This is a genomic window from Paenibacillus sp. P3E, assembly GCF_001909045.1.
In the GTDB taxonomy this organism is placed as follows: domain Bacteria; phylum Bacillota; class Bacilli; order Paenibacillales; family Paenibacillaceae; genus Paenibacillus_AQ; species Paenibacillus_AQ helianthi.
On sequence record NZ_LVWH01000163.1, the window covers coordinates 25831 to 50752 of the forward strand.

21 protein-coding genes are annotated in these 24922 nt (G+C 48.1%); 1 reads left to right on the forward strand and 20 read right to left on the reverse strand.

Annotated features, from left to right (window positions below; all coding sequences use genetic code 11):
- Positions 1–94: 94 nt before the first annotated feature.
- Positions 95–1276: an NO-inducible flavohemoprotein gene (gene hmpA, locus A3842_RS14550; RefSeq protein ID WP_074101876.1), complete on the forward strand. Its 1182-nt coding sequence runs from the start codon at positions 95–97 to the stop codon at positions 1274–1276.
- Positions 1277–1343: 67 nt separating this feature from the next.
- Here hmpA and A3842_RS14555 read toward each other — a convergent pair whose 3' ends face one another.
- From A3842_RS14555 to A3842_RS14650, 20 genes are all read right to left on the reverse strand, one after another.
- Complete coding sequence (locus A3842_RS14555) at positions 1344–2051, reverse strand: Crp/Fnr family transcriptional regulator (RefSeq protein ID WP_074101877.1); 708 nt, start codon at positions 2049–2051, stop codon at positions 1344–1346.
- A gap of 26 nt (positions 2052–2077) precedes the next feature.
- Positions 2078–2239, reverse strand: coding sequence for a rubredoxin (rd, locus tag A3842_RS14560; protein ID WP_046503928.1), 162 nt, complete (start codon positions 2237–2239; stop codon positions 2078–2080).
- 34 nt (positions 2240–2273) lie between these two features.
- Positions 2274–3491 (reverse strand): NAD(P)/FAD-dependent oxidoreductase, encoded by a 1218-nt coding sequence (locus tag A3842_RS14565; RefSeq protein ID WP_074101878.1) that lies wholly within the window; start codon positions 3489–3491, stop codon positions 2274–2276.
- A gap of 12 nt (positions 3492–3503) precedes the next feature.
- Complete coding sequence (locus A3842_RS14570; RefSeq protein ID WP_074101879.1) at positions 3504–4739, reverse strand: FprA family A-type flavoprotein; 1236 nt, start codon at positions 4737–4739, stop codon at positions 3504–3506.
- A gap of 168 nt (positions 4740–4907) precedes the next feature.
- A complete protein-coding gene (locus tag A3842_RS14575) occupies positions 4908–5855 on the reverse strand; it encodes a helix-turn-helix transcriptional regulator (RefSeq protein WP_074101880.1) in 948 nt (315 codons plus the stop codon).
- 26 nt (positions 5856–5881) lie between these two features.
- Positions 5882–8266 carry a polyprenyl synthetase family protein gene (locus tag A3842_RS14580; protein WP_083609592.1) on the reverse strand — a complete coding sequence of 795 codons (2385 nt, stop codon included), beginning with the start codon at positions 8264–8266 and terminating at the stop codon, positions 5882–5884.
- Between the two features lie 188 nt (positions 8267–8454).
- On the reverse strand, positions 8455–9381 hold the full coding sequence (locus tag A3842_RS14585; protein WP_074101908.1) for a hypothetical protein: 927 nt from the start codon (positions 9379–9381) through the stop codon (positions 8455–8457).
- 118 nt (positions 9382–9499) lie between these two features.
- A complete protein-coding gene (locus tag A3842_RS14590) occupies positions 9500–10075 on the reverse strand; it encodes a dihydrofolate reductase family protein (RefSeq protein ID WP_074101882.1) in 576 nt (191 codons plus the stop codon).
- A gap of 191 nt (positions 10076–10266) precedes the next feature.
- Complete coding sequence (locus A3842_RS14595) at positions 10267–13071, reverse strand: glycoside hydrolase family 2 protein (protein WP_074101883.1); 2805 nt, start codon at positions 13069–13071, stop codon at positions 10267–10269.
- Positions 13072–13303: 232 nt separating this feature from the next.
- The gene (locus A3842_RS14600; RefSeq protein WP_074101884.1) at positions 13304–14455 is read right to left on the reverse strand and encodes an amidohydrolase family protein; all 1152 of its coding nucleotides are present in this window, start codon (positions 14453–14455) and stop codon (positions 13304–13306) included.
- A 2-nt stretch (positions 14456–14457) separates the two neighbouring features.
- Complete coding sequence (locus tag A3842_RS14605) at positions 14458–15516, reverse strand: aminotransferase class V-fold PLP-dependent enzyme (protein WP_074101885.1); 1059 nt, start codon at positions 15514–15516, stop codon at positions 14458–14460.
- Entirely contained in the window at positions 15513–16286 is a 774-nt protein-coding gene (locus tag A3842_RS14610; RefSeq protein WP_074101886.1) for an ABC transporter ATP-binding protein, read from the reverse strand. Before A3842_RS14610 ends, A3842_RS14605 begins: the two co-directional genes overlap by 4 nt.
- Positions 16286–17041 carry an ABC transporter ATP-binding protein gene (locus tag A3842_RS14615; RefSeq protein WP_074101887.1) on the reverse strand — a complete coding sequence of 252 codons (756 nt, stop codon included), beginning with the start codon at positions 17039–17041 and terminating at the stop codon, positions 16286–16288. The genes A3842_RS14610 and A3842_RS14615 overlap by 1 nt, the downstream gene beginning before the upstream one ends.
- Positions 17041–17907, reverse strand: coding sequence for an ABC transporter permease (locus A3842_RS14620; protein WP_074101888.1), 867 nt, complete (start codon positions 17905–17907; stop codon positions 17041–17043). Before A3842_RS14620 ends, A3842_RS14615 begins: the two co-directional genes overlap by 1 nt.
- A complete protein-coding gene (locus A3842_RS14625) occupies positions 17904–18893 on the reverse strand; it encodes an ABC transporter permease (protein WP_371916004.1) in 990 nt (329 codons plus the stop codon). Before A3842_RS14625 ends, A3842_RS14620 begins: the two co-directional genes overlap by 4 nt.
- Complete coding sequence (locus tag A3842_RS14630; protein ID WP_074084423.1) at positions 18890–20509, reverse strand: ABC transporter substrate-binding protein; 1620 nt, start codon at positions 20507–20509, stop codon at positions 18890–18892. The genes A3842_RS14625 and A3842_RS14630 overlap by 4 nt, the downstream gene beginning before the upstream one ends.
- Before the next feature lie 144 nt (positions 20510–20653).
- Positions 20654–21478, reverse strand: coding sequence for a Cof-type HAD-IIB family hydrolase (locus A3842_RS14635; RefSeq protein WP_074084424.1), 825 nt, complete (start codon positions 21476–21478; stop codon positions 20654–20656).
- A 74-nt stretch (positions 21479–21552) separates the two neighbouring features.
- The gene (locus A3842_RS14640) at positions 21553–21984 is read right to left on the reverse strand and encodes a MarR family winged helix-turn-helix transcriptional regulator (RefSeq protein ID WP_074084425.1); all 432 of its coding nucleotides are present in this window, start codon (positions 21982–21984) and stop codon (positions 21553–21555) included.
- Between the two features lie 158 nt (positions 21985–22142).
- The gene (locus tag A3842_RS14645) at positions 22143–24101 is read right to left on the reverse strand and encodes an FtsX-like permease family protein (protein WP_074101890.1); all 1959 of its coding nucleotides are present in this window, start codon (positions 24099–24101) and stop codon (positions 22143–22145) included.
- Positions 24091–24858: an ABC transporter ATP-binding protein gene (locus A3842_RS14650; RefSeq protein WP_178382356.1), complete on the reverse strand. Its 768-nt coding sequence runs from the start codon at positions 24856–24858 to the stop codon at positions 24091–24093. Before A3842_RS14650 ends, A3842_RS14645 begins: the two co-directional genes overlap by 11 nt.
- Positions 24859–24922 lie beyond the last annotated feature (64 nt).

Below are 24922 nucleotides of genomic sequence, written 5' to 3' on the forward strand. Positions count from 1 at the left end.
TAGTGTCCATTTTGTTAAAGTGGTATTTTAAATATATCTTTTAAAAACAAAAGAGTATATATTAAATTTGTAATAATGAGAGGAGTGAACGGTCATTTTATCCACACAAACACGTGAAATCGTCAAATCCACAGCCCCTGTCTTAGCGGAACATGGAACAGCCATAACTACGGTGTTCTACCGGAATCTCTTTGCGGCCCACCCTGAGCTTTTAAATGTATTTAATCATGCCAATCAGGCACAAGGCCGGCAACAGACTGCCCTTGCAAATGCAGTATACGCAGCTGCAGTTCACATTGACAACCTGGAGAACATTTTGCCGGCAGTCGTCCAGATCGCCCACAAGCATGTCAGTCTTGGTATTAAGCCGGAGCAGTACCCGATTGTCGGTGAATTTTTGCTGAAAGCCATCAAGGAAGTACTTGGAGACGCGGCAACCGATGAGATCCTGAAGGCTTGGGAAGAAGCTTACGGTGTGATTGCAGCTGCCTTCATTGGGGTTGAAGCGAACATGTACAAGGAAGCGCGCGAGCAAGAGAACGGGTGGAACTTCTTCAAACCGTTTACCGTCGTCCGCAAAGTACAGGAAAGCGACAGCATAACTTCTTTCTATCTGCAGCCAGCTGACGGATCAGGCATACCAGAGTTCAAACCAGGGCAGTACATCTCTGTTCGTGTTCTGATTCCGGGTGAAAAATACACCATGATCCGCCAATATAGCCTCTCTCAAGCCTCGAAGCCGGACGAGTTCCGCATCTCGGTGAAACGGGAAGCAGACAATGATCCGAATGGTGTTGTCTCTGTCTACCTCCATAAGCAGGTAAACGAAGGAGACACTGTGGAAGTAAGTGCACCTGCCGGAGAATTCCTGCTGGATACTACAAAAACCACACCGGTGGCTTTTATCTCCGGCGGTGTTGGAATCACGCCTATGATGAGCATGCTCGAAACGGTTGCAGTGTCATCGCCCGAGCGCCCTACTGTATTCCTGCATGCAGCACGCAATGAATCGCTTGCCGCTTTTGGTCATGATATCGAGAAGCATGCGCTGAACATGAGCAATATCAAATATAAAACCTTTTATTCAAGCGGCCCGGACGGCCAAATCACTCGTGAAGCATTAGCGTCGTACGTTGATCCTGCTGGTGATGCCTATGTATGCGGGCCGGTTCCTTTCATGGAAGCCATGATCCGTGAACTGCTGGCGATAGGGATGAAAGAGGATCAGATCCATTATGAGTTTTTTGGTCCGGCCATGCAATTAGAACAAGCCTAGTCACACAAAATAAAAAAAGAGTGCGCCAGAATCTAAATTCCGGAGCACTCTTTTTTCTCTTTACTGTTCAGTCAATGTATTTCTCCAAGGAGGGCCGGTTCCGGATGATCATCCGCTTATTGCCAACCAGCTCTATCAGCCCCAGATCTTCAAAGATGGCAAATTTCCGGCTAATGGTCTCTCGGGTAACACCAACGTAATTTGCCAGCTCTTCACGGGACAGCGGGAGATCGATATGGATCTTGCCGCCGCGATTTTTACCATAGACATCACTGAGCTCAAGAATCATATAGGCAATCCGGATTTCCGGGTCCTTGGTAGCAAGGCTTTGCGCCAGATTCTCGGTATGGGCCAGCCTTTTGGTTACCGTACTAAGCAGTTTGAACGCGATATCCGGATTCGCCATAATCAGCAGCTCCATATCTGTTTTGGTCAGCATGCAGATACTGGTATCCTTCAGTGCATAGGCGCTAAAGTTGCTGAGTTCATCGCTGTTGAAGATACTCAGCTCACCAAAAAAATCACCGGCTGTCAAAATGTGCAGGATTTGTTCCTTTCCCTGCGGGGTCATTTTGGACAGTTTCACTTGCCCTTGCTGAATAATGTATAAGGTATCCGTCGGCTGTTCTTCCAGAATCAAGGGCTGTCCCTTGGCGTACTTCCGGTGGATAATCATCGCACTGACCCGGGAGAGATCCGCATCAGAAAGGGAAGCGAAGATCGGTACTTTTCGGGTGCAGGGCTCTGCGGCATTTTGGCAGGAATGTTCCGGCATATCGGGTCTCTCCTTTATCTTATTCTTTATGAGATGGGTGAAAAATGACTGGTATCCTCGCCGCAGACCGGACAGACCCAATCCTCAGGCAAATCTTCAAAAGCAGTGCCCGGTGCCACATCCTCATCGGGATCACCCAACGCCGGATCATAAATATAACCGCAAGGCTCACATACATATTTTTTCATTAGGTTGATCTCCTCTTTTTTTAAGTTCAATGATTTAGCTTTGCAATCTACGCTTAACTTCCGTCATAATTTCTGAAATACTTCGGGAAAGATCAATGCCTTCCAGGCTGCAGCCTGTCTCGATAGCGGATTTATAGGCCAGTGAGGCCGCTGCACCCTCCCAGGAAACAGCTCCGGTCATTGTGTGATCTTTCGCAAATATCTGCGTATACACCCCGTTCTCCAGTGCGGACACACTCTGGTCACACCGTGCTTCGTCGGTGTCTCCAATCGAAAAAAGCGAGATTCCAAACGCATTAAAAAAGGTGACCGGAACAGCTTTGCGGTAAGCAACAGGTTCAGCAGCCGCCATATTGTTACCGGCAATACGTCCCTGCTCCATGGCTCCTCCCCACAAACCTTCCACATGCCCGTTCATTTCCGCTATATCTCCGGCCGCATAGACATGGGGTGCACTGGTCTCCATGTTGGCATTCACGACAATACCTGAACGGGTATCAATCGGTGTGTCCTTAACAAGAGCGGTATTCGGCACAATCCCAATCGAATAAACTACATGATCACAGGCAATGGCAGAACCATCGTCAAGCGTAATTCCCGCAACGGATTCCTCACCCGTAATCGAGGTCACACCGGAATGCAAAATAACGTTCACACCGGATTGTTCCAGGGTGTGTTTAAGCATCTTGGAAGATGTCACATCCAGTTGGCGGGCCATTAACCGCGGAGCCGCTTCAACAACCGTCACTTCATAACCAGCTTCATGTAAGGCCCATGCCGTTTCCAAACCCTGTACACCACCGCCGATCGTAACAATACGGTTGCCGCCTTCGAGACTCGCTTTCAGGGAATCAGCATCTTCCATATCCCGGATCGTATGGACATTCTTCAGTTCTGCACCTTGTACTGGGAGCATACGGTTTCTCGCCCCCATACAGAGCAGAAGCTTATGGTAATGAATAACTTTGCCGTCCGCTGTTACCACTTGCTTCCGGTCTGTGTGAATGTTTGTTACCCGGGTAGAGGTTTGCACAGTGATGCGGTTGTCTTTATACCACTTTTCCTTCTTGATCAGCACCTTTTCACTGTGCAAATCGGTGAACAAGCCTTTGGTCAGCTTAATCCGGTTGTAGGGCAAATGTTCTTCCTCACCCAGAATGGTGATCTCCGTATCGGGGTCCTGATCGCGGATCGCCTTGGCGGCATGAACAGCAGCCACTCCACTGCCAACAATTAGATAATGTCGATTCATGATCTGCCCCCCTTAGTAAGAACTGAGCAGAAGATCAGAGACAAATTCCGCAGCATTTTTGATTTTTTGTACCTTATCGGGCGCTTTCGGCGAGAAACGGACCCGTATCGGGAATTCGATGTGGATCATCCCTGTTGTTTTGATGACTTCGGAAGTACTCTGTACAATCATGTTCGTAGCGTTCAGATAATCCTGGATCACTTCGATCGCTTCCCCGCTCCAGCCGTAGGAGCCAAAGGCCGCTGCCAGCTTGCCCTCTAAATCCATGTTCTTCATCTCCTGCAGGATGGGCTCCAGGTTACCGATCATATCAGCGTATCTGGTGGAGCTTCCTATGAATACGGCATCGGCAGAGGCAATGCTGCTCAGAATATCCGCCGCTGTGCTCTTGTCCGCATCCCATACTTCCGTCTCAATTTGATTTGCCTTCAGGCAATCCTGCAGGATATTGGCCATTTTCTTGGTGTTATTCTTGAGCGTGGTATAGACAATTACAGCCTTTTTGCCTTCAGACGTTTCACGGCTAAGTTCATCGTAGAGATCAATATATTTACGGATATCTTCGCGGATCAGGAACCCGTGAGAAGGCGCAATCATCTCAATATCAAGGTCTTGGACGGCATCGATCAGCGTTCTGACATATCTGCGGTGCGGGTGAATAATCGCACTGTAATAGCCTTTGAAATCATCCGTGATGTCGAATCCGGCTTCATCGCTGAACAGCTTCTCCACCGCAACGTGGGTGCTGAAGATGTCGCAAGGGAAGAGGATTTTATCTTCCACACAATAAGTAATCATGGTCTCAGCCGTATGAAGGTACGGTGTCTCCTTGAACAGCAAGGTTTTGCCGCCGATATCCAGTGTATCCCCGTCATTTACAACCAGGAAATTCCGGTTGTGGAGCTTGTACATTTCCTGCAGCTCCGGCACGGCGATCGCCGTACAGACAATCGTGGCATTGAGGGCCCGTGAGGAAAGTGCAGCCAGTCCCCCGGAATGATCGGGTTCGGTATGGTTAATTACGATATATTCAATATCCATAGGGTCTATGAATTGGCTTAAACGCTCCGCATATTCACGTCCGAACTCCATATCTACGGTGTCAATCACTGTAGGTTTACCCGTTTTTAGCAGGTAGGAGTTATAGGTGGTTCCTTTCGCCAGGATCAGACGATGAAAGGGTACCTCCCGGTTGTCTATTTTACCCACCCAATAAGTATCTTTGGCAATCTTGTATTCTGTGTTCATCTGCTTAGCCTCCTGAATGATAATGTTTATCAGCAATTTCATTCTATATCGGAGACTAAACAAAAAGGAGGATTACAATCACATTTTGAAAGTTTCAAAATCCATCTATTCATACTATAAATATACACGATTGCGGCCATAGGATTATGCGTATGGTCACTTTGGGTATCAGTATCGTTTTAATATTTTATCGGCCTCTTCCCGGATCCGGCAGCGGAAAGACTCCGGTTCGAGTACTTCTACATTCCCGCCCCAGCTAAGGACATATGGCAGCAGTTCCTCCGGGTGCCGGACTCGAAAGGTGAATAATAGACCGTCCGTACTCTCCTCCGTCGATTCCATATAGAAATTACCGGTCTCCAGGATTCTATCGGCTATCTCAGGGTTCACCCGAACCAGCACCTGTAAGTTCCGGTCATCCTTTTGGCGGTAACGGCTCAGGTCAAACCCGGGCGGTACAAGAAACGGCTCTTCCAGCATAGCAAGCTCCGTCATCCGTGATAACCGGAAATGGCGGATATCCTGCCGAAGGTCGCAGCGTGCGATCAAAATCCAATTCCCCTGAATGAACATCAGCCCATAGGGAGCAACCTCACGTCTGCTCTTCCGGTTTCCGTCAGATTCAGGCAATGTTTTCTGATACGTGAAACTTAATTTGCGCCGCTCAAGAATGGCACGCCTGGCTTCTCCAAGATAGTCCCTTTCCTTAATTCCGGTTACTGGTTCACTGGTGTGAAGAAGGTGCATCGTTTCCCGCACCCGTGTGGATTCAAAACGTACCGGCTCTGGCAGGATCGCCTCAATTTTGCGACGGGACGTCTTAGCCACGCTGCCATACAAGGAATCCAGCCTCTGTTCGATGAAATCCGTCCCCATGATCAGGGCCACAGCCTCCTCAGCGGTGAAGCCGACTGGCGGCAGGAAATACCCGTCCATCAGGGAATATCCCTGTCCAGGGGCACCGACAATCGGAACTCCAGCTTCGCTCAGAGCCTGAATGTCGCGGTATATCGTCCGTACGCTCGTCTCGAATTGAGCAGCCAAATCTTCCGCTCTTAGCACCTTGCTCCGCTGCAGTTCAAGTGTAATGGCGAGCTGCCGTTCGGTTTTATTCATGTTAACCCCTCACTGCTTCCTTAATTTTAGCGGTTTCGGCTAATGATATAGTCCAATAAATGCTTCAGAAAAGTGATTTTGCGGGGAATCGCACCCAGTGCTTCCACAGCGTGGCAATAGTGATCCCACATCTCGATTCTGGCAGCTTCCGGACCAAGTATAGATACAAAGGTTGAATTATTATTCTCCACATCCATACGGGTGTTTTTGCCAAGCAACTGATGATCCCCCTCCAAATCAAGCAAATCATCTTTGATCTGAAAGGCAATGCCTGCATGATAGGCGAATGTCTTCAAGGCAGTGATTTCCGCAGGCTGCACCTCAGCAAGAATGGCTGGCATCACCAGAGAGGCTTCAAACGCCAACCCCGTTTTATAAAAACACATCATATTCAACTGCTCCAGAGTTAATGGGATACCTTTGGATTGCAAATCCATGACTTGCCCCATGCACATGTCCTCTGCCTTTTCCGCCGAATATCGCATCAGCGCCAGCACGGTTTCCGGATTGAAAGCCTTCAGCGACGCTTGTTCTTGAATGGCCTTCTGAATCAGATAGAGACCCGTTAATTCTGCTGTGGCGCTATTATGCACCTGATGCAAGGTTGGCCGTCCTCTGCGGGTTGATGCATTATCCTGGGAAGGCAGATCATCAAAGATCAAAGATGCGGTATGCATGAATTCCAATGATCGGAGCAGCGGCTCAATTGCAGCAGGCTGAAGTCCATACACTTCGACCCCGAGGACCCAGGTCAAAATAGGCCGAATCCGCTTCCCGTCTCCGGTCAGACTATAATTTGCAGCCTCAATCAGCGATTCCTTCATCGGAGGAATTCCGTCCGGCCTGGGAATCTTCAGCAATTCGTTAATTTGATCCCTCACCGTGTGAACGGTACGCTGAAAATCTTCTTTTTCCTTCCGGTTATTCTTCAAATCGGTATTGATCTGGTCCCGCAGCAGCTTGTCGAAGAAATCCACTTGATCTGCTTTCCGAACCATTTGCTGCACGAGCTGATTGAATTCCGGATTCCCGGAGGCGAAAATCTCCATGATCTCATTATACTTTTCTGTGCCGATGCGTGCTTTACAGCGTTTGAGTCCGTTAATTGCACGGTCCAGAATGACCTCAAGGGTCTTCGGGTCGGAGTGATATACATTATGGATCAGATGGCAGATGACCGTCCAGTATAATTCATAGGGGTTGATCAGATCCGAACGCTCATGCCGGTATTTCAAATAGTAGGTATATGGGGTTACCGCTCCATCCTTCATATCGTCAAACATATCCGCAAAATCGTCAGCCAGCTGATTGTAGATACCATAATAAAAGGTCCGCTCATCAAACCCTTCATCTGCTTGTGCGCCAATTACGGAACGGACAATTAACCGGGAGGATGAGGATTTTATAATGATAGGGATATAGAGCTCCTCGTTGCTGTATCCCGAATTAGAGAGCTCCTTATTGCGGTCTATATCCTGGGAATGAAAGAACACATAAGATTGCTCAAAAAAGGTTGTCTCTGTCTCTGGCTTCTGAAGACTCTTGATATATTCGAACGCATTCGTTAGCTCTGCATGGACATATTGAATGATCTCCATGTTCATTCCGGGCCACTCGTTAAGCTCCGGCACACCCCCAGTTAGAAGTGCGGTTCGTATCATGCTGGAATATTGTTCTTTCTCCGGAGCTGTTAAAACCTTAGAATCCAGAAGATCGTCAATAAAAGGATACGTCAAACCATAGGAATAGCCAATCCGAATGGCTTCATCCAGTCTTCGGGTACGTTCTGCGGACGTTGTATTCTCATCCATATCTTCTACCACATGCAGGACGACCCCGACAATGATTTTGATTAGTTTGCGTTCGGCTTGATCGGCATCCATTTCCTTCGGGATATGAGTGGCGACATTTTTAAGTTTCTCTATCAGCCAAATGGCCGTGGTTTCTATACCTTCCTTCTGGGCCCATCGGAAAAATCCGGCTACGCTGATGGATTCGGGACGGCTCCCCCTTACGGTTGCATCGGAAGGAACCAAGTGATTCTTCGTGTCGGTGACTACCCGCTGAATTCGTGCCTTTGTGCGGGGATCGTCAAGCGCTTTCCCTAAGTCTCTCATATAAATATAGGAAATGCTTCGATCCAAGTAGTCATCTAACTTACCGTTATCATTCAGCCATGCTATATATTTATCATAGTCCCGGGAATCCGCACTTTTCTTCCCCCGCGAAAAAAAAGACAGCCACGAAATTTTATGAACATGGTTCCGTTTCCACAACTGAATATCTTTGGTCAAAGCAGGGATATACGTTTTGTCCATAACCTGTATATTAAGGGATGCAAAATACTGAGCTGCCTTAAGCTCCGCCACCCTGTACACCGTCTCACCCTGATCTGTAATCTTCTCATTCATATGCATTCATTACCTCTGCTTAAATTTTTTATGAGCATCCTAATCATAACCCTAATACGGGTAGAAATCTTTTTGGTTACACAGCAAAAAAACCGCCCTATTGATAAATGGAGGGGACACCCAACCATCTCTACAAAGGAGCGATTTCTCACTGAAGTCTTTATTTATATCTCCCGAAACCTCTACATTTACCGGCCCGTGTCCTGAAACTCAACTGTCCGGTCATAACTCAACCTCTGCTGCAGGATTATGGCCAGTTCTTCAGCGGTATCATAGACGATTGGACGGATATCTTTGACTTGTACCCACAGTTTACCGGCTTCACTGCTGTGCACGGTCCAGATCACCGGGATCTTCAGCCCAAGCGCGTATCCTGCTGTAAAATACACCGCTGGAGAATGACTGGTCAAGTCCGCGATCATCAATTTGCTGTCCCGGATACGCTCAAGGGAATAGTTGTCCTGATTCTGGGCTTTTTCATCACGAAGCAAGCGCGGCATATAACCGAACTGCTCGATTTTCGGCAACAGCATTTCCAGCCACTCTATGCGCTGATCCTCATCATCTGGAATGAGGACGAAGCATGGCTTTAATTTCTTTCCCCCAGCGATTGCTGCGGCCTCGCTCCATCCCTTGTCTGTAAGCTTAAAGGTCATGCCTTCCCGGATGAGCAGCTGCTCGCCGATCAGTTTATCAAGGATATATACCAGCTCTTGCAGGTTGGGAGAATACGTCAGGTTATAGCTGCTGGAGAGTGGCTGAATGACAACCGGTTCTCCCGGGCCTTCGGAATGCCTGTACAAATATTGATTGAACCGGTTCCCTTTGTCCTCAATAGTCACAGGGATTTTCGGGGAATTTGTTATGGATTCTAAATCGTCACTGGATAGTGTAACCTGTACACCACAATCGGTCATTTCACGGATATAAGCTGATACGATATGAAGCATATCGCGTTTCTTTTGGTGCGGGAGTGAATGAATAGCTTCGTAGCTGTCCCTCAGCAAGTCATAGAACCCGCCTGGTGAACAAGAACAACCTTCATATCTGTCATATTCACCTTCAGGCTTCACCGGGACCATCTCATCACAGAATAAACAGTGTTTTCTATTCATGATCATACATCACCTCTTAGTCCATACTCTCTCCACCTTATCAATAATCTATGGAAAAGTAGACAAGAAGATATTTCCTGCACTAACCGCCGAAGCTATGGATGAGACCAGACAACGGTCATCTAACCGTCTGGTAAACGAGACCTATGGCTCCAGAATCAAATGTCTTGTTTTCGATAAGTTTAAGATCGATCTTCTCCTTTAGGCCTTGGAATAACGGTAACCCGCTGCCAATCAGGACGGGAGAAACTGTAATCTTATACTCATCTATTAAATCAAGCTGCATAAGGTAGTGTGCGAACCTAGGACTGCCGAGGATGACCATATCCTTGCCTGGCTGCTCTTTGAGGTTCTTGATCTCTTCCCCGACATTTTCTTTTACCAGTCTGGAATTGTTCCATTCGACTTTCTCCAGTGTTGTGGAAAAAACGATTTTGGCTGTCTTTTCAATCCACTCGGCATGATTCAGTTCATGCTGCGAAGCTGATGGATTCGAAGGCACAGATGGCCAGTAACTGTTCATCATCTGATAAGTCCCGCGTCCCCATATAACAGTGTCGGCAGTACTTAGAATTTCTTTCGCGTGTTTCTCCAAATCAGCATCGTAGGAAACCCAGCCAATGTCCATTTCACCCTTAGGCCCTTCTACAAAACCGTCAAGCGATGCGTGCAGGAATAGAACGAGTTTTCTCATTATCAAATTCTCCTTTGTCCATTAGGGATATTTAAAATCTAAATTACCTACATTTTAGCATAATTCAACTCGGGTTGTTTCTTACGTATTGCTAATCTGCCCGGTCATCACACCAAGTATTGATCCTGCTCAAAAAACCGGGGTATCCCGCGCTGCCAATTATGGCATATGGGAACACCCCGGTTGCTTTCTTACTGAATCAGTTGCTGAAGCTGAGAACCCTCCGCACGGTACTGCGGCTTGAAATCTGCGGATTTCATGTAATGCGTCAAGCTGGATAAGAACTGTCTGCCCTCAGGTGTGCCGCTTACTTTGTCCGCGTCAAGTGCACAGATCAGGAGATTACCTGCCCCGACGCTGCACTCCAGCAAGAAGCCTAGCTTATGATTACGCTCAAAGTTGTCGATGGTCTGCACAATAGGACTCCACGAACGGTCGAATCCATCCAGGATGATGGACTTCGAGTTCTGAATGATGTTCCACCAAGGGTAAGTGGAATATTCTTCACACGGGAAATCACGGAACACAGGATGCCTGTTGTCAATCAGCAGACCCATTGTACCCACGGGTTCAGGCTTGTTCATACTCTCGGAGATTGATCGGAACATGGGATAACACCAGAAATCCGTACAATAAAAACCTTCAACAGCATTTTGGAGCAACCCCGGCTTTGGCATGAGCAGCACATTCTGGCCTTGGTCCAGCAGGGCTAGTGCTTCCGGTGATAGCTCCTGGAAAATATGTACACCGTCCAGCACTCCGCTGCAGTTTTCCGGATATATCCACACATCATAGCTCTTGCGGATATCAGTACCCGGTATCCACAAGGAAAGAACGGCTTGGGTCATCTGCACGACCTCAGGAAGAGTGATGGATAAATCACAGATATCAATGTAATTTGAACCAGCCGGTACCCCTGCTTCTGAACTGCCTGCCGCCAGTGTTCCCTCTTCTGTATTCAACTCCCATTTCAGTACAAGGATATCCGGTGCCCCGTTCCGGTACCAGGACAGCTCAACATGAGCTTCGAAATGTTCCCCGGAGACATAGTTATACTTCGGAAATCTTGCCAACAGGACTGCATCACTGCAGAAAGTACGCCATTCCTCAGCGGAAACAAGTCCCTTGGAATCCATGAAGGCATCGAGTACCCCTACCAGCGCCGTTCCCTGGCCACTGAAATCCTGCAGATCCAGAAGCTGGAATCCCGCAAGTCTTCGGGTACGGAACGCAGCCTCAAGCTCCTCTATGTAGCAGGCCACTGCCAGCTGTCCAGAGCATTCAAAATATTTCGCCGCGAGATGGCCCAGTCCATTGTCCTCCAGCCGGCCGCGGAAGATTTCAAAATTTCCGGCTTTGAGAGAGCCTGTATATTTACTGATTTCTGCATAATTCGGATAAGTCGCATATTGACCAATCTCATGGGAGACTACCGGAATTCGCGGAATCCATTCACTGGATGCGTCTCCGATCTGCACGGTCTTGGCTTCAGTGCCGTACTGGATTTGAATGGTATCCCCCGTTGCCGCTGTTGCTTCTTCTCCGTTCCCCACAGCGGGCGGTACGAATTGCTCATCATAATCCTTCATGGTGCCAGGAACATCCGTCTGAACATGTCCCAGGGGAGCATCACACATCGCATAAGAGCCTCTGAACAGCCGGTCTTTGGAAAACCGCACACCACAGAAGAAATCTTCATGCTTCAAGACTTCCGGAACAAACTGATGGTTGTTGGAGCCCTGCGTATACAGATGTCTATCGTCGAATGCCTGATAGTCTTTCAAAAAGGAATCAATCTTGGTTCTGCTGCCCCACAGTTCGTTGCCGAGCGACATCATTACGAAGGAAGGATGGTTGCCAAATGTCCGTAGAATGGCATATCCTTCGCTGATCAGATAGTCTTGCTCGGCTTGATTATGGCCTTCATCCGTTTCTTCTGTGATCGTTCCCCAGAACGGCAGCTCCGGCTCCATGTAGATACCGAGCATGTCTGCTGCGGCAAAGGCTGCCTCCGGCGGGCAACAAGTATGAAAACGGTAATGATTAATACCGTAGGACTTCGAGATGCCAAGTATTCTGAGCCATTCCTCCAGATCAGTCGGGGCGTATCCGGTTAATGGAAAAATCAGACCGTCATGCTTGCCGCGGAGAAAGGTTTTTTGTCCGTTAATCGTAAATTTGTCGCCGCCGGTCTTGAATTCCCGGAGTCCAAAAATCAGCTCATGTTGATCAGAAGCCTCTTCTCCTGTGCCGCTCAGGTCAATGCTTATCTTATAGAGATTGGGTTCGGAGTCGCTCCAAAGTAATGCATCCGGCCCCAGGCCGTAGCTGATTGAAAACTCCCCGCGTGAGATGTTGTACTCCTGTACGGCTCTAGTTTGAGCAGTCTTACTATTGAAACTAACGGCTGATACTTTGATCACGCCCGTATCCGCGCCTTCAAGGGTGGCTGTGATTCGTACGGATCGCGCGGATACATCCGGATCAAGACGAATGCCGCTCAAATAGGATTCGCTGTAAAATTGAAGTTCAATACGTCCGGTAATCCCATTCCAGTTGGTCTGGGTATCCTTCGATGTTAAATGTCCGCCCTTTGTCGGATAATCCGTATTGTCAACCCGGATAGTGAGAGTGTGATTACCTGAGCGGAGCTGTCCGAGGCCGTACACATGAGGGGTATTCAGGCTGTCACGGTTGCCGATCTCCAGACCATCCAGCCAGACCGTGGTAAGTCTTGTCCGTTCCAGATGAAGCATACATGTTTTACCGGTAAGCGCTACCGGAATTTCGAAGTCTTTTGAATACCAGGCCTGCCCTTCAAACAGGTACTCATCTGTGAGAGCGTCTACAAGTATATCCCCGTTCTTCGGTCCCTTAAGGGCGTGTGACGTTGTGCCCGGAAGAGAGATGACATCAGCAAAAGGCATTGCCAGTCCTTGTTTTGTCTTATCCAATTGCAACTTCCATTCGCCTTCCAGGCTGATCTTCGTCTGCATCTTATCACTCCTAATATAATCTCTAGTCTCTCTTTCTCTCTTAGCGTGCCAGTTTCCTGCAAGATTACAACACTGTTATTAACAGTAGCACAAACAAAAATAACAATTCAAACAGATTAACAGCATAGAAATACTTGACTAAAGGGATCGTTAGCTTGCTATAAAACAAAAAAACCAACAGAGTCCGGATCTCTGCTGGTTATCGTTTGTTGCCAATATAACATTTGACGGGTCAGACCAAATCTAATTCCTGTGCTCCAGTGATAACGGAAACAATACTTTTTCGGAGCTGGTCCGCGTTTTGCGCCTGATATGGGTTAGCATTGTATATAATTGCATCTGCAATATACCCTTCGGCAATTCGCCCTAATTCATTGCCACTGCCCAGAATCCCGGCAGCACTCTCTGTAGCAGACTTCCATACTTCTGTCCGGCTCAGCCCGTAATCCATTAACGTATCTAGCTCTTGCAGGTTGTAACCATGCAATGCAGGGGTAGCGTAATCCGTACCGAATCCTAAACGGACTCCTGCTTTTTGGGCATAACCAATAGCTTTCGAATGGGCTTCAGCAGCACGCGCTGCCCGATCGCAAATCAGCGGGTTCAAGGCCAGTACACCCTTCGGATCAGCGGCAATGCGGTAAATTGAGGTTGTGGGCACATAAGCTACTCCAGACTCAGCGAGTCTGCCAGCCTGCTCCTCACTCAGGAACATTCCATGCTCAATAGATTCCACACCCGCTTGAATGGACCAGTCAATCGTCACTCCGCCCCACGTATGTACCAGCACCCTTTTATCATGGGCATGCGCATTGCGGACAATGAAGGCGAACTCCTCTTCCGAGAAAATAGGATCAACTACTTTCTCGGTAGGTGTGCCAAGTCCGCCTGTCGCCATGATTTTAATCCAGCCTGCTCCTGTAGCAAAGATATCAGCCATTCGAGCTTCCAAATGCTTAAGACCGCGTGCATCCGCTGACCCGATCATATCGCTGCTGGTCTGCACCCGGAGGGGCTGCTGATAATGCCGGACCAGATGACGCACCGTGCTTGGCAGAATCCCGCCTGCATCACGTGTAGTCGTGACACCCGTCCGAAGCGTAGCCGCGAAGGCTTCAGCCTGCATCGCTTCGATCTCAGGTTGATCGCGTTTCAATTGATCGGCGTGGTCAAAATCTGTCCAGGCAAGATGCGTATGAAGGTCTATCACACCAGGACTTATCCATAAATCCTGGCCCGGCTGATTTGATTCATTAGGATAGGGACCAGCCTCAACTATCGAATAGAACCGTCCCTCTTTAATCACAATATCGAATCGTTTATCTTCAATACCTGCTATATTCATATTTTCTAGTGTCAGTAGCTTAGGTTGTTTTTGGATCATACTCATTCTCCCCATACCCGCCGGACAGCCAGTAATGCCTGTTCAGGGTCCATCTTCAACAATTGGGCAAGAACCGTTATAGCTTCTTCTACGCTTTTCCGTGAAGCATTCTTTCCGAAATGGTTAATCCGCAGAAGCTGGCCGAATAGTCCACCGTCACCGGGAGCCACGATACCCACAGGCTGATGGATCAGCAATTCCTGCTTCCCCGAGATTTTGACGGTTGTAGTCAGAGTAGAATAGTGTCTGTTGTCCTTCTGCCACGGTTCAAGACCCAAGGCAGTGATTCCTGCGATTGCAGAGGATGCGGCACGTTCATGTCGCTTAATCACCTGCTCCAGACCTTCTTCTTCGATTCGTGTCAACGCCAGGATCAATGCTCTGGCTTCCAAAACAGGTATGTTGGGTGGAACCCGTAACGGAGCAGCCCCATCCGGGGATGGTTTCAAATCCAGCAACGACAGGATGGAATTGCGGGGGGCGATTGCATTCGACTCAAGAAATTCCCAGCCGCGTGGAGAAATACTGACAGCACTAACGCCATTAGGGCCAGCCAAGGCTTTTTGGGCACCGATTACCGCAAAGTCTACGCCCCATTCATCTACGGGGAGAACCTCCCCTCCGACCGCCGATACAGAATCTGATACTGTAATCAGGTTGAACTCCTGTGCAAGCTTAACAATTTCCCTGACGGGATTAGAACCGCCTGTAACCACTTCAGCGTGAACAAAGGATAGGGCATCTGGTTGGTATTGTTCAATCGCCGCTGCAACGAGGTCCGCTGTAGCGACTTCATCAAAGGGGACTATAACCTCAGCAACTGTTGCTCCTCCCCGCTCCAGCCATTGTCCAAATAATCTGCCGTAAGGGCCTGTAACCACATTTACCAAGGTACGACCCGGTGCAGCTATTCCAGCAGCGACCGCCTCAATCCCCAAGATAGCCTCACCCGGGATAATAACCGGAGGATGCTGGGTCAATAAAAGTTTGGAAAGCAATTCAGTAAGTGTATTGAACTCTGCCAGCGAAAGCGGCACAAATCCTTGATGTTCCGGGTTCATAATAACCTCCTGGTGGTACTTGTTTTTGGCATTTTTGGAACGGCTGACAAAAGCTCACGACTATATTCATGTTCCGGGCGGATGAAGAATTGGTCCTTGGGACTTGTCTCCACCAGCTTACCTTGCCGCATGACTGCAACCGTATCGCTAATGGCATGAATAACCCCCAGATCATGGGAGATGAACAGCAGCGAAAGATGAAGCTCAGCTTTGAGCGTATTGAACAGTTCGAGCACACTCCGCTGAACAGACACATCGAGTGCGCTCGTCGGCTCGTCCGCAATCAGTAGGCTTGGTTCCACACTTAACGCACGCGCGATTGCGATCCGCTGGCGCTGGCCGCCGGAGAATTCATGAGGGTATTTATCCAGTGATCTGGCTTCCAACTGAACAAGGGCCAAAAGCTCTTGGCATCGTTTCTCAACCTGTGACCGGCTCACGATGTTGTGAAACAGCAGCGCTTCGGAAAGAATCTGCCGGATAGAATGCTTGGGATTTAGCGAGGCATCCGGATTCTGGAAGATCATTTGGATCTGTTTATGCTGATATAGGCTCCTCTTCTTCCGTAATTCTTGAGATCCCAGCAATATCTTCCCTTCATCGGGTGCAATTAGTCCGGCAATCACCCTTGCCAGGGTAGATTTGCCTGAACCGGATTCTCCGACAAGCCCAAGCGTGGTATGCTGTTCCAGGTTGAGACTGAGTTTGTCCAGGGCAGTGAATCCGCCGTAACGAACGGTGAGGTTGTGTACTTGCAGGGCCATATCCATCAAGCTCCACTCCCTTCAAGCTCCGGCACTGGAAGCACTGAATCAATCAGCATTTGAGTATAGGGGTCCGTTGGGTTCTGTAAAAGATCAAGTGTATCTCCGTGCTCTACAATCCGGCCTGCTTTCATCACGTACAATTTGGAGCACAGGTTCGCTGCAATTGCCAGATTATGGGTAACAAAGACCATAGCAAACCCTAATTCATGCTGAAGGTCGGTAATGGTGTCAATAATTTGCCGTTGAACCGTAACATCCAGCGCCGTGGTCGGCTCATCACAGAGAAGAATGCCTGGTTTGCAAGCCAGGGCCATGGCAATCACCACCCGTTGGCACTGACCGCCAGACAGCTGGCTCGGATACCGGTCCGATTTCTTCAGAGAATCGGGTAGACCGAGTCTCTCGAGCAGTTCCAGTGCAATGATGCGTGAAGCTTTCCGGTTGACCTGCTGCCTGTAATATACGACTTCTGCCAGCTGATTAACTACCGGACAGAGCGGATCGAGTGCGCCTCTCGGGTCTTGGAAAACCATTGCGCTGCTAGCCCCGCTCTTAATCATACCTCCGGTCTGAGTAACACCGCGCGGCAGCAGTCCCAGAATGGCCCGCAGCGTAAGCGATTTGCCGGAACCCGACTCACCTACCAAGCCCAGACTTTCTCCTTTACCGAGTGAGAAACTGACGTTATTCACTAATGTTTCTTTGGATTTCGCCGCCAGCGACAGTCCCTCAATTTGCAAAATCGGATGTATTGACATTATTTTTTCCTCCAAATATCGGCCAATCCATCACCAACAAGCGACAAAGCAATGCCTGTATACACTACAGCAAATCCCGGAACTGCCGAGAGCCACCAAGATGTCGTAATGAAGGGTTGTCCATCAGCGATCATGGTCCCCCAGTCTGGAGTTGGCGGTGCAATGCCGATGCCCAGATAACCGAGTGTAACAATGGCTACAAGCAAACCAATCATATCCGTCATCAGGACGACAACCGCTTGGGGCAGTACATTGGGCAGCAGATGGCGCAGAATAATTCTTACCCCGGGCAACCCTAGTGTCTGTGCGGATGCTACCCATTCCTGCTCGCGGAAAGACGCGCTCAGACCTCTGACAACACGGGCAAATACGATCCATCCGACCAGCATAAAGGTGATGTAAATCCCCCGTTCTCCTGCTCCACTGGCAAAGGCCACAATAATAACAATCAGATAGAAAGGAAAGGCGATTAACGTATCCGTGAGCAGCGTAATGACGGTATCGATCCATTTTCCGTAATAACCTGCCAGCATGCCCAGAAACACACCTGTACAGAAGGGAATGATTTCTGCCAGCACCATAATTTTCAGATCGGTTCGCGCAGCGTAGATCAATCTCGTGAACAAATCACGTCCCAGCTGATCGGTTCCGAGCCAATGTGCTGCGGACGGAGGTTGTAAAAATGCACTCAGATTCTGCCCCGAAGGCTCATAAGGACTTAAGTAAGGAATAAACACGGCCAGGATAATGAGCACGGCAAACATCATGCTGCCCACAAGAAGTGAAGGCGTATTCCATATTCGTCTGAGGCTGCCAGCTGTTTTGCCGCCCTCTTGCAATGGTGGGTCTAACCGTATATCGTTCATTGTTTTCCTTTCGTTCTGGGATCTAGCCACCAGGAAATGATTTCAATCAGTAGACTGATGATCACAACAGATAGGGCACAATATAGAGCTATGCCTTGAATAACCGGAAAATCCCTTTTCGAGATTGAAGTAAACAGCAGGCTGCCCATTCCCTTGATTCCAAACACCTGTTCAACAACCAGTGTCCCGCCGATCAGATAGGAGATATTCACCCCAAGCAGCATCAGTGTAGGAAGAGCAGAGTTGCGCAGCACATGTTTGAACAGAATCACCCTGCCCGGTATTCCGGCAGCTCTCAAGGTAACTACAAAATCGGATTCCAGGACTTCAAGCATCTGCGCCCTTAACGACCGGACAAGCGTAGGAATCTGTGAAAAAGAAACAGTTATCGCCGGGAGCGCAAGGCTGTGCAGGGCTCCGGTCCACCCTTCTCCCACTCCGCCGACAGGAAACCAGCCAAGCCGGACGCTAAACAGCAGAATCAAAAGAATGCCAACCCAGAAGATTGGCATACCCAGAGTGATTGCAGGAAAAATACGGATCAGATGATCCAGCAGCTTATCCTTATGAGTGGCTGCAAGTGTAGCAAGCAGAAGTGCTATGATGATTGCCAGCACACAAGCCATCAGAATGAGCAGCAAAGTAATGGGAGCCCGCTGCGTGATCAGCTCTCTGGCAGAGGTCCCTGTAACAATTGAATTTCCTGTATCTCCTTGGGTAAACAATGTCTTCACAAAACGTAGGAACTGGTCCCATAAAGAGAGGTCAAGCCCGAGCGTATGATGCATACTCTCGAGCGCCTCAGGTGTACCGTATTCTCCCAGAATCATTTTCGCGGGGTCTCCAGGCACGATGCGGATTATGAAAAAGACTGCCGTCATTACGCATAGGATCACGGCCAGTGCTCTCACAAGTGCTATTAGTAGCCACTTGTGAGATGCATTGCCTCCTGTCCGTCCAGTAAATGAAGAATTAGATTTCATCATTTACTGATGCTAACCGTGTCGAATCTTACACTGCCGTTAGGTAAAACAACCAGTCCCTGGACGGAAGAACGGGCACCGATCAGAATATCAGGATAATACAACGGAATATAAGGTACTTCATCGGCCAGTGTCTGCAGCAGCTTGGAGTAAATGTCTGCACGGCCATCCCCATCCGCTGTTTTCTGCCCATCATATAGAAGCTTGGTGACTTCATCATTCGTGTAATGGGTCCAATACGATTTACTGAAACCTTGCGGGTCCGTCTGGAAAGCAAGAATGGAGTTCGCTTCCGGAGAGTCCGCTTGTCCGCTGTTCAGCATAGCTGAGAAATCATAAGCGAAAAACCGTTCACGGAAGGCGGCAAGTTCAATCGATTCAATCTCTATTTTGATGCCAATCGCTTGCCCTGCAGCCTGAATAATTTGCGCCTCCTGGGCTCTTGAACTGTTGCCTGAAGCAACAAGCAATTTTGTACTGAACCCGCCAGGGAAGGCAGACTTGGCAAGCTCCGCTTTGGCTTCATCCACATTGAAGTTCAGCGCTTTAATCGTATCATTTGCATTATAAGGTATCGTTGGAGGCAGCAGGGAATTTGCAGTCTGTGCATAGCCAAACGTAAGTGCCTTAGTCAAGCCGTCACGGTCCAGTGCGAGCGCCAGGGCACGTCGAACATGCACATCCTTGAAGTGTTCGTCGAGTGTATTGAAGAACAGCTGCTCGGTCACCCAGCTCCCGTTGGTAACTACTGCTGTGTCAGAGCCGTCCTTGATCTCATTGGCATTCTGCAGGGCCAAGGATTCAATTGCATCCACTTCTCCTGCCTTCAGCTGGTTAATCGCCTGGCTGTCATCTTCAATCAGCTTATATACAAGCTTATCAATATTGGGCTTGCCTTCCTGCCAATAGTTCGGATTCTTGGTGAAGGTCAAATCACCAGCAGGGTCCCAGGTCTCAACTACGAACGGTCCTGTACCGATTGGTTTCTTGAAGAACTCTTCTTCGGTAACTCCGCCGAAATGGTTCGGGATAATCCCGTTCGAGAAGTTGGACAGCTCGGAGATGAACGGTGTATATGGCTCTTTGAGCGTAATAACCAGCGTTTGTTTATCCTGTGCTTTGATCGTAGCCACCTTTGCCGAAATGGCCAGCGGGCCTTTAACCTTCAAATGCCGCTGCAGCGAAAAAACCGCATCTTCAGCAGTTACATCCGTACCGTTCGAGAACTTCAAGCCGTCACGGAGAACAAAAGTATAGGTCAAGCCGTCTTTACTGATGCTGTGTGACTTGGCAAGAAAGTCCACTATTTCACCTTTGCTGTCAAATGAAACGAGGGATTCAAACACTTTATCAATCGCAAACGCATTGTTCGATGTAATTTCATTATGCAGATCGAATGAAGTCACCGCAGCAGGCCGACCATAGACAAAAGTGCCACCCACAGCGGGTTCAGCCGCGCCTGCACTCTGAGTTGGAGCCGGACTGGCACTCTCCTGAGCCGCATTGGTTGAATCAGCTTTATTATTGGAGCCGGAGCATCCTGCTAGTAATACCAGAAACAGAACTGCCAACGTCCCTATTCCAACCGACTTTTTAAAAGATGCTTTTAACTTTGACACGAGTGACCACCCCTTCTGATAAATCTTATGTGTTTAGTATGGATTGAATTATGGATGAATCATCCTCGTCTGTCAAACAAAAAATCAGATCCCGGCTGATAATAGATCTAATATATCCATTGCAGGAAATGAATTCGTTTTTATCTATATTTCCAGCAAGGACGGCTCCCCCAGGAGCAATGAAATTTCATGCAGCACACCCTGTTCATTATTGCTCACCGTGTGATAATTGACTACAGCTTTGACTTCCGGCGAAGCGTTGTCCATAGCATAACTGTATTTGCATAACTTCAGCATTTCAATATCATTACTGCTGTCTCCAAATGCCGCACATTCCTCAGGCCGCACACCATAGCGCTCCATCAGACGTTCAAGCCCTGAGGCCTTGTGGCAACCGGGAATGATCAGGTCAATACACTGATGGCCACTGGTCACAGGATCTACCATTCCCCTCAGCTCTTCCATGAGCAGCGGCAGATATTTCGCAACACCACCGGCTGTCCAATCAGGAGTGAGTAAGGAAAATTTGAAAATCTGGTCATTTACCTGCTCAAATGAGCTTACCTTCTGCAATCTCGGATAATAGCGGCACATGAGCTCATAGAAATCATTGCTGGCATCCTCGAGCACATAAGCCCCTTCCACTCCGCACATGACTGCCGAAATTTCCTCATATTGACTCAGCTTCTTCACGATCAGCCTTACCTGATCCGGTGGAATTTTGCCCGTAAACAACACTTCTGTCCCATCGATGACATAGGCGCCATTCTCTGCAACATAAGCGAGCTCATCCTGGATATCTTCAAAAATAGATTTTAGCTTATAATACTGGTTCCCGCTGGCTACCACGAAATGAACGCCTTTAGCCTTCATTACAGCGTAGAGCTGTTTGAACCATTTTTGATTATAGTTTTTTTTATCATCTAAAAAGGTGCCGTCCATATCTACTGCAATTAACTTGATGTTCATTGTAAGTTCTCCTCATGTAAGTTTATGTTGTCTCCTTTACTGTAAATTGTGAAATGCATTTCATGTCAAGCAACCTACAGACTCGAATTCACCTTACTCAATAATCTCATCAGTGTTTCCGCCTCTTCCGCAGTAAGATTTTCCGTGATGCTTTTTTCCACTTCCGCAAAAATCTCATTGAACTCCTCGACCAGAACCGCCGCTTTCTCCAATAGATATATTTTTTTCTGCCGCTCATTTTCTTTGGGGATCACGCGTTGGATATATCCTTTTCTCTCCAGGCCTTGAAGCATGCTGGTGATGCTGGCCTCCTTACGGTTGAAATGCTCCGCCAGATCCTTTTGGATCAGACCGTTCTCCTGATTTTCCGCAATATAGCCGATCATCTGCCCCTGCTGTGCATTCATGCCCAGCTCCGCTAATCTTTCATTTGCCTGTCTTTTCTTTTTCAATCCAATTTCCCGGATCAAATCTGAAAATGGCGTGTTCGAAGGTTGTTCAGTCATGGGAAAACTCCTTTAGCTATGGATGTATAGTTAGATATCTAATTATATGAATAGCATATGCTTCATCCTTCTAACAGTCAAACAAAACAGGCCAATGATCATTTCTGATCACTGACCTGCAATGCCAGGTGACTTGCCCAACCCGCGTATCATTCGTTCTATGACGCACTGGTCAGCTTTCGCACAACCTCTTGGACGTACTTGCGTTTGGTAATGATGTAGAAGCTGAGCTGAAATAGGAAATAGATAGCGATCACAATCGTAGTGTTCTTCATGAATTCACCGAGGATATCGGAGCCGCTCATGACATGTGTGACTAGATAGATGAAGGAGTAACCGAAGAGGCTGCCCAGAAGCAGGGGTACAAAAAAGGTTATGAGCAGCTCTGCGGATACCACCGTCCGTATCTCCCTGTCACTGATCCCTATTTTGTACAGCTTGCGGAAAAAGACAATGGCATTCCCTATTTCGGTGTATTGCTTGAAATACAGCACCATTCCACCTGCCACAAAAAACAAAACGCCGACAAGCGAGGTTATGAACACAAACAGCGAATAGTTCTTTTTCAGCTCTTTATAGGCATCTATTTTGGAGGAGACCGCAAACCATTGGCCGCTTCCATCCTTGTCTGTTGCCTGCAAAGTATCCTTCAGCCTCTGGACGATCCCTTCTGTACCCTTCCAGTCTGTAAAGTTGATCCCATAATGGGTACCTATTGCACCGCCGTCTACCTTAGCCGCCATGTCCTTGTAATCCTCATTACTGATTACGATGCCTGAGCTTGTGGGATAAGAGCTTGCTGTTGCAAACCAATCGCCATGGTAGGAAGACTTCACCTTAAAATCGAAGGTTTGGGTACCATCGGTGAATTCAATCGCTGCTCCCGGGTCAATTCCATGAGAACCCGGCTCCCATGCCGTGATGATATTCAAGGCTTCTCCTACCCCCACGGTTACCTTCTCGCCTGTTAGTGAGTTATACTTATCCTGTGAAATAATTGGCTTTGACTTCAGAACATCGTATTTGTCGCCTTCCAGATTCATTTTCAGATTCAGAAAGCTGGTTTCAGTGATCGACTTGAATGGCTCGCCGGACTGCTCCAGCATCTGTTCCAGCTGTCCGCTCCCCAGTGTGTGTACACCTGTTACCGAAATATACTCGATATCATATTTATTCCGCTCCGCAATACTTTCCGACAGCTGCAGCAATGAGAAAGGTGAAGCTACGAGAAAAATGGTCACCCCGCTGAGAATACTCAGGATAAACATCACACGCTTGTTCTGATTGAATTTGTGATTAATTTCGGTGATGGAGAGAAGGTGACGGTAATAGAATTTCTTATTCTTCAGGAAGCGGATCAGCGTGTTCCCCAGATGGGCAATGATCATGTAGATACCGGTGAAGCTCATCAAAATATATGAAATGATCATGAACGGATTCGTATTCAGGCTCTCATGATTGGAGATCAGCACCAGGAAGAGGATCGAGGCCACAACCAGCCCCACGCCTGCCAGCCCCAGTATAGTGTCATTCTTCTTTGCATGATTATCCTGCGTACGGGAATCCTTCATCCGATCCGCGATATCCAGCTTGCCGACTTTTACGCTTGATATCAGCTGTGAGGCGGCAAAAATCACTGTAAAAACAACCGCAGTCACTACAAAACTCGCCGCACTAAGCGAATACGAAACCTCCTTCAGATCCAGCAAATCAATCGCTATATTCTGAAACAGCCGGGAAAAGACCGCTCCTGTGATGATCCCGGCGACGAGTGAGGAAGCACTGATGATCAGATTCTCCAGCAGAATAAGTTTCTGCAAATCATTTTTGTGCATGCCCAGTGACATAAAGATGGCGAATTCTTTGCTTCTCGATTTGATAAATGAGGAATGTGCATAATTGATGAAAAACACGGAAAACAGCGTCAGAGCTACTAGACTCAAGATCAGTACAATCCGGATCACATCCTCCGCCGTGCCCTCTCGAACACTATTATTGAACAGCAAGGATGCATAGAGGAAAAAAATTGTGATTGCAAAGGCACTGCACATGAAATAGGAGGAAAAATTCCGTACATTACGTTTGAAGTTCTTAATCGTGACGTCTCTAAAGGTCATTGCGCTCTCCTCCGATGATCGCCAGACAATCCAGGATCTGATCGAAGAACGCCTTGCGGACCCCGCTGCTGACAATCTCCATGCAGATCGCCCCGTCCTTGATGAATATGATTTTTTTGCAAAAGCTAGCAGCGAAGGCGTCATGGGTTACCATCAGAATGGTGCTCTCACGCTCCTGATTCATCCTCGCGATGCATTTCATCACGGCACTCGAAGATTTGGAATCCAGGTTGCCAGTAGGCTCATCTGCAAAAATAATATCCGGATCATTGACCAGCGCCCGGCTGACCGCGACTCTCTGCTGCTGCCCCCCGGAAACGTTATAAGGATATTTGCCGGCTATTTCGTTGATACCGAACAGCTTCATAATCTCCTCGCTTTTAGCTTCCATCTGCTCTTTGTCTTTCTTGTCAAGAATCATGGGCAGCATGACATTTTCCTTCAGCGTCAGACTGTCCATCAGATTAAATTCCTGGAATACAAAGCCGAGATGCTGCCTGCGGAAGAGCGACATTTCATTTTTGTCCAGAGAGGTGATATTCTTGCCGCCTATAAAAACCTCACCGTAGCTCGGCTTGCCAATACCGCTTAGGATATTCAGCAAGGTGGTTTTGCCGCTGCCTGAGGGTCCCATAATGCCGATGAAATCTCCCTTTTCCACAATAAAGCTGATGGAATCGAGTGCTACTGTCGAGTTACCACCATTCTGAACACCATAGATCTTCTTGACCTCTTTGACTTCCAGTACTATGCTCACCAGTTCATCTCCCTTTTTGTTTTCTGGGTGTATTGAACGATATATCTTCATTGTAGAAGTCCCC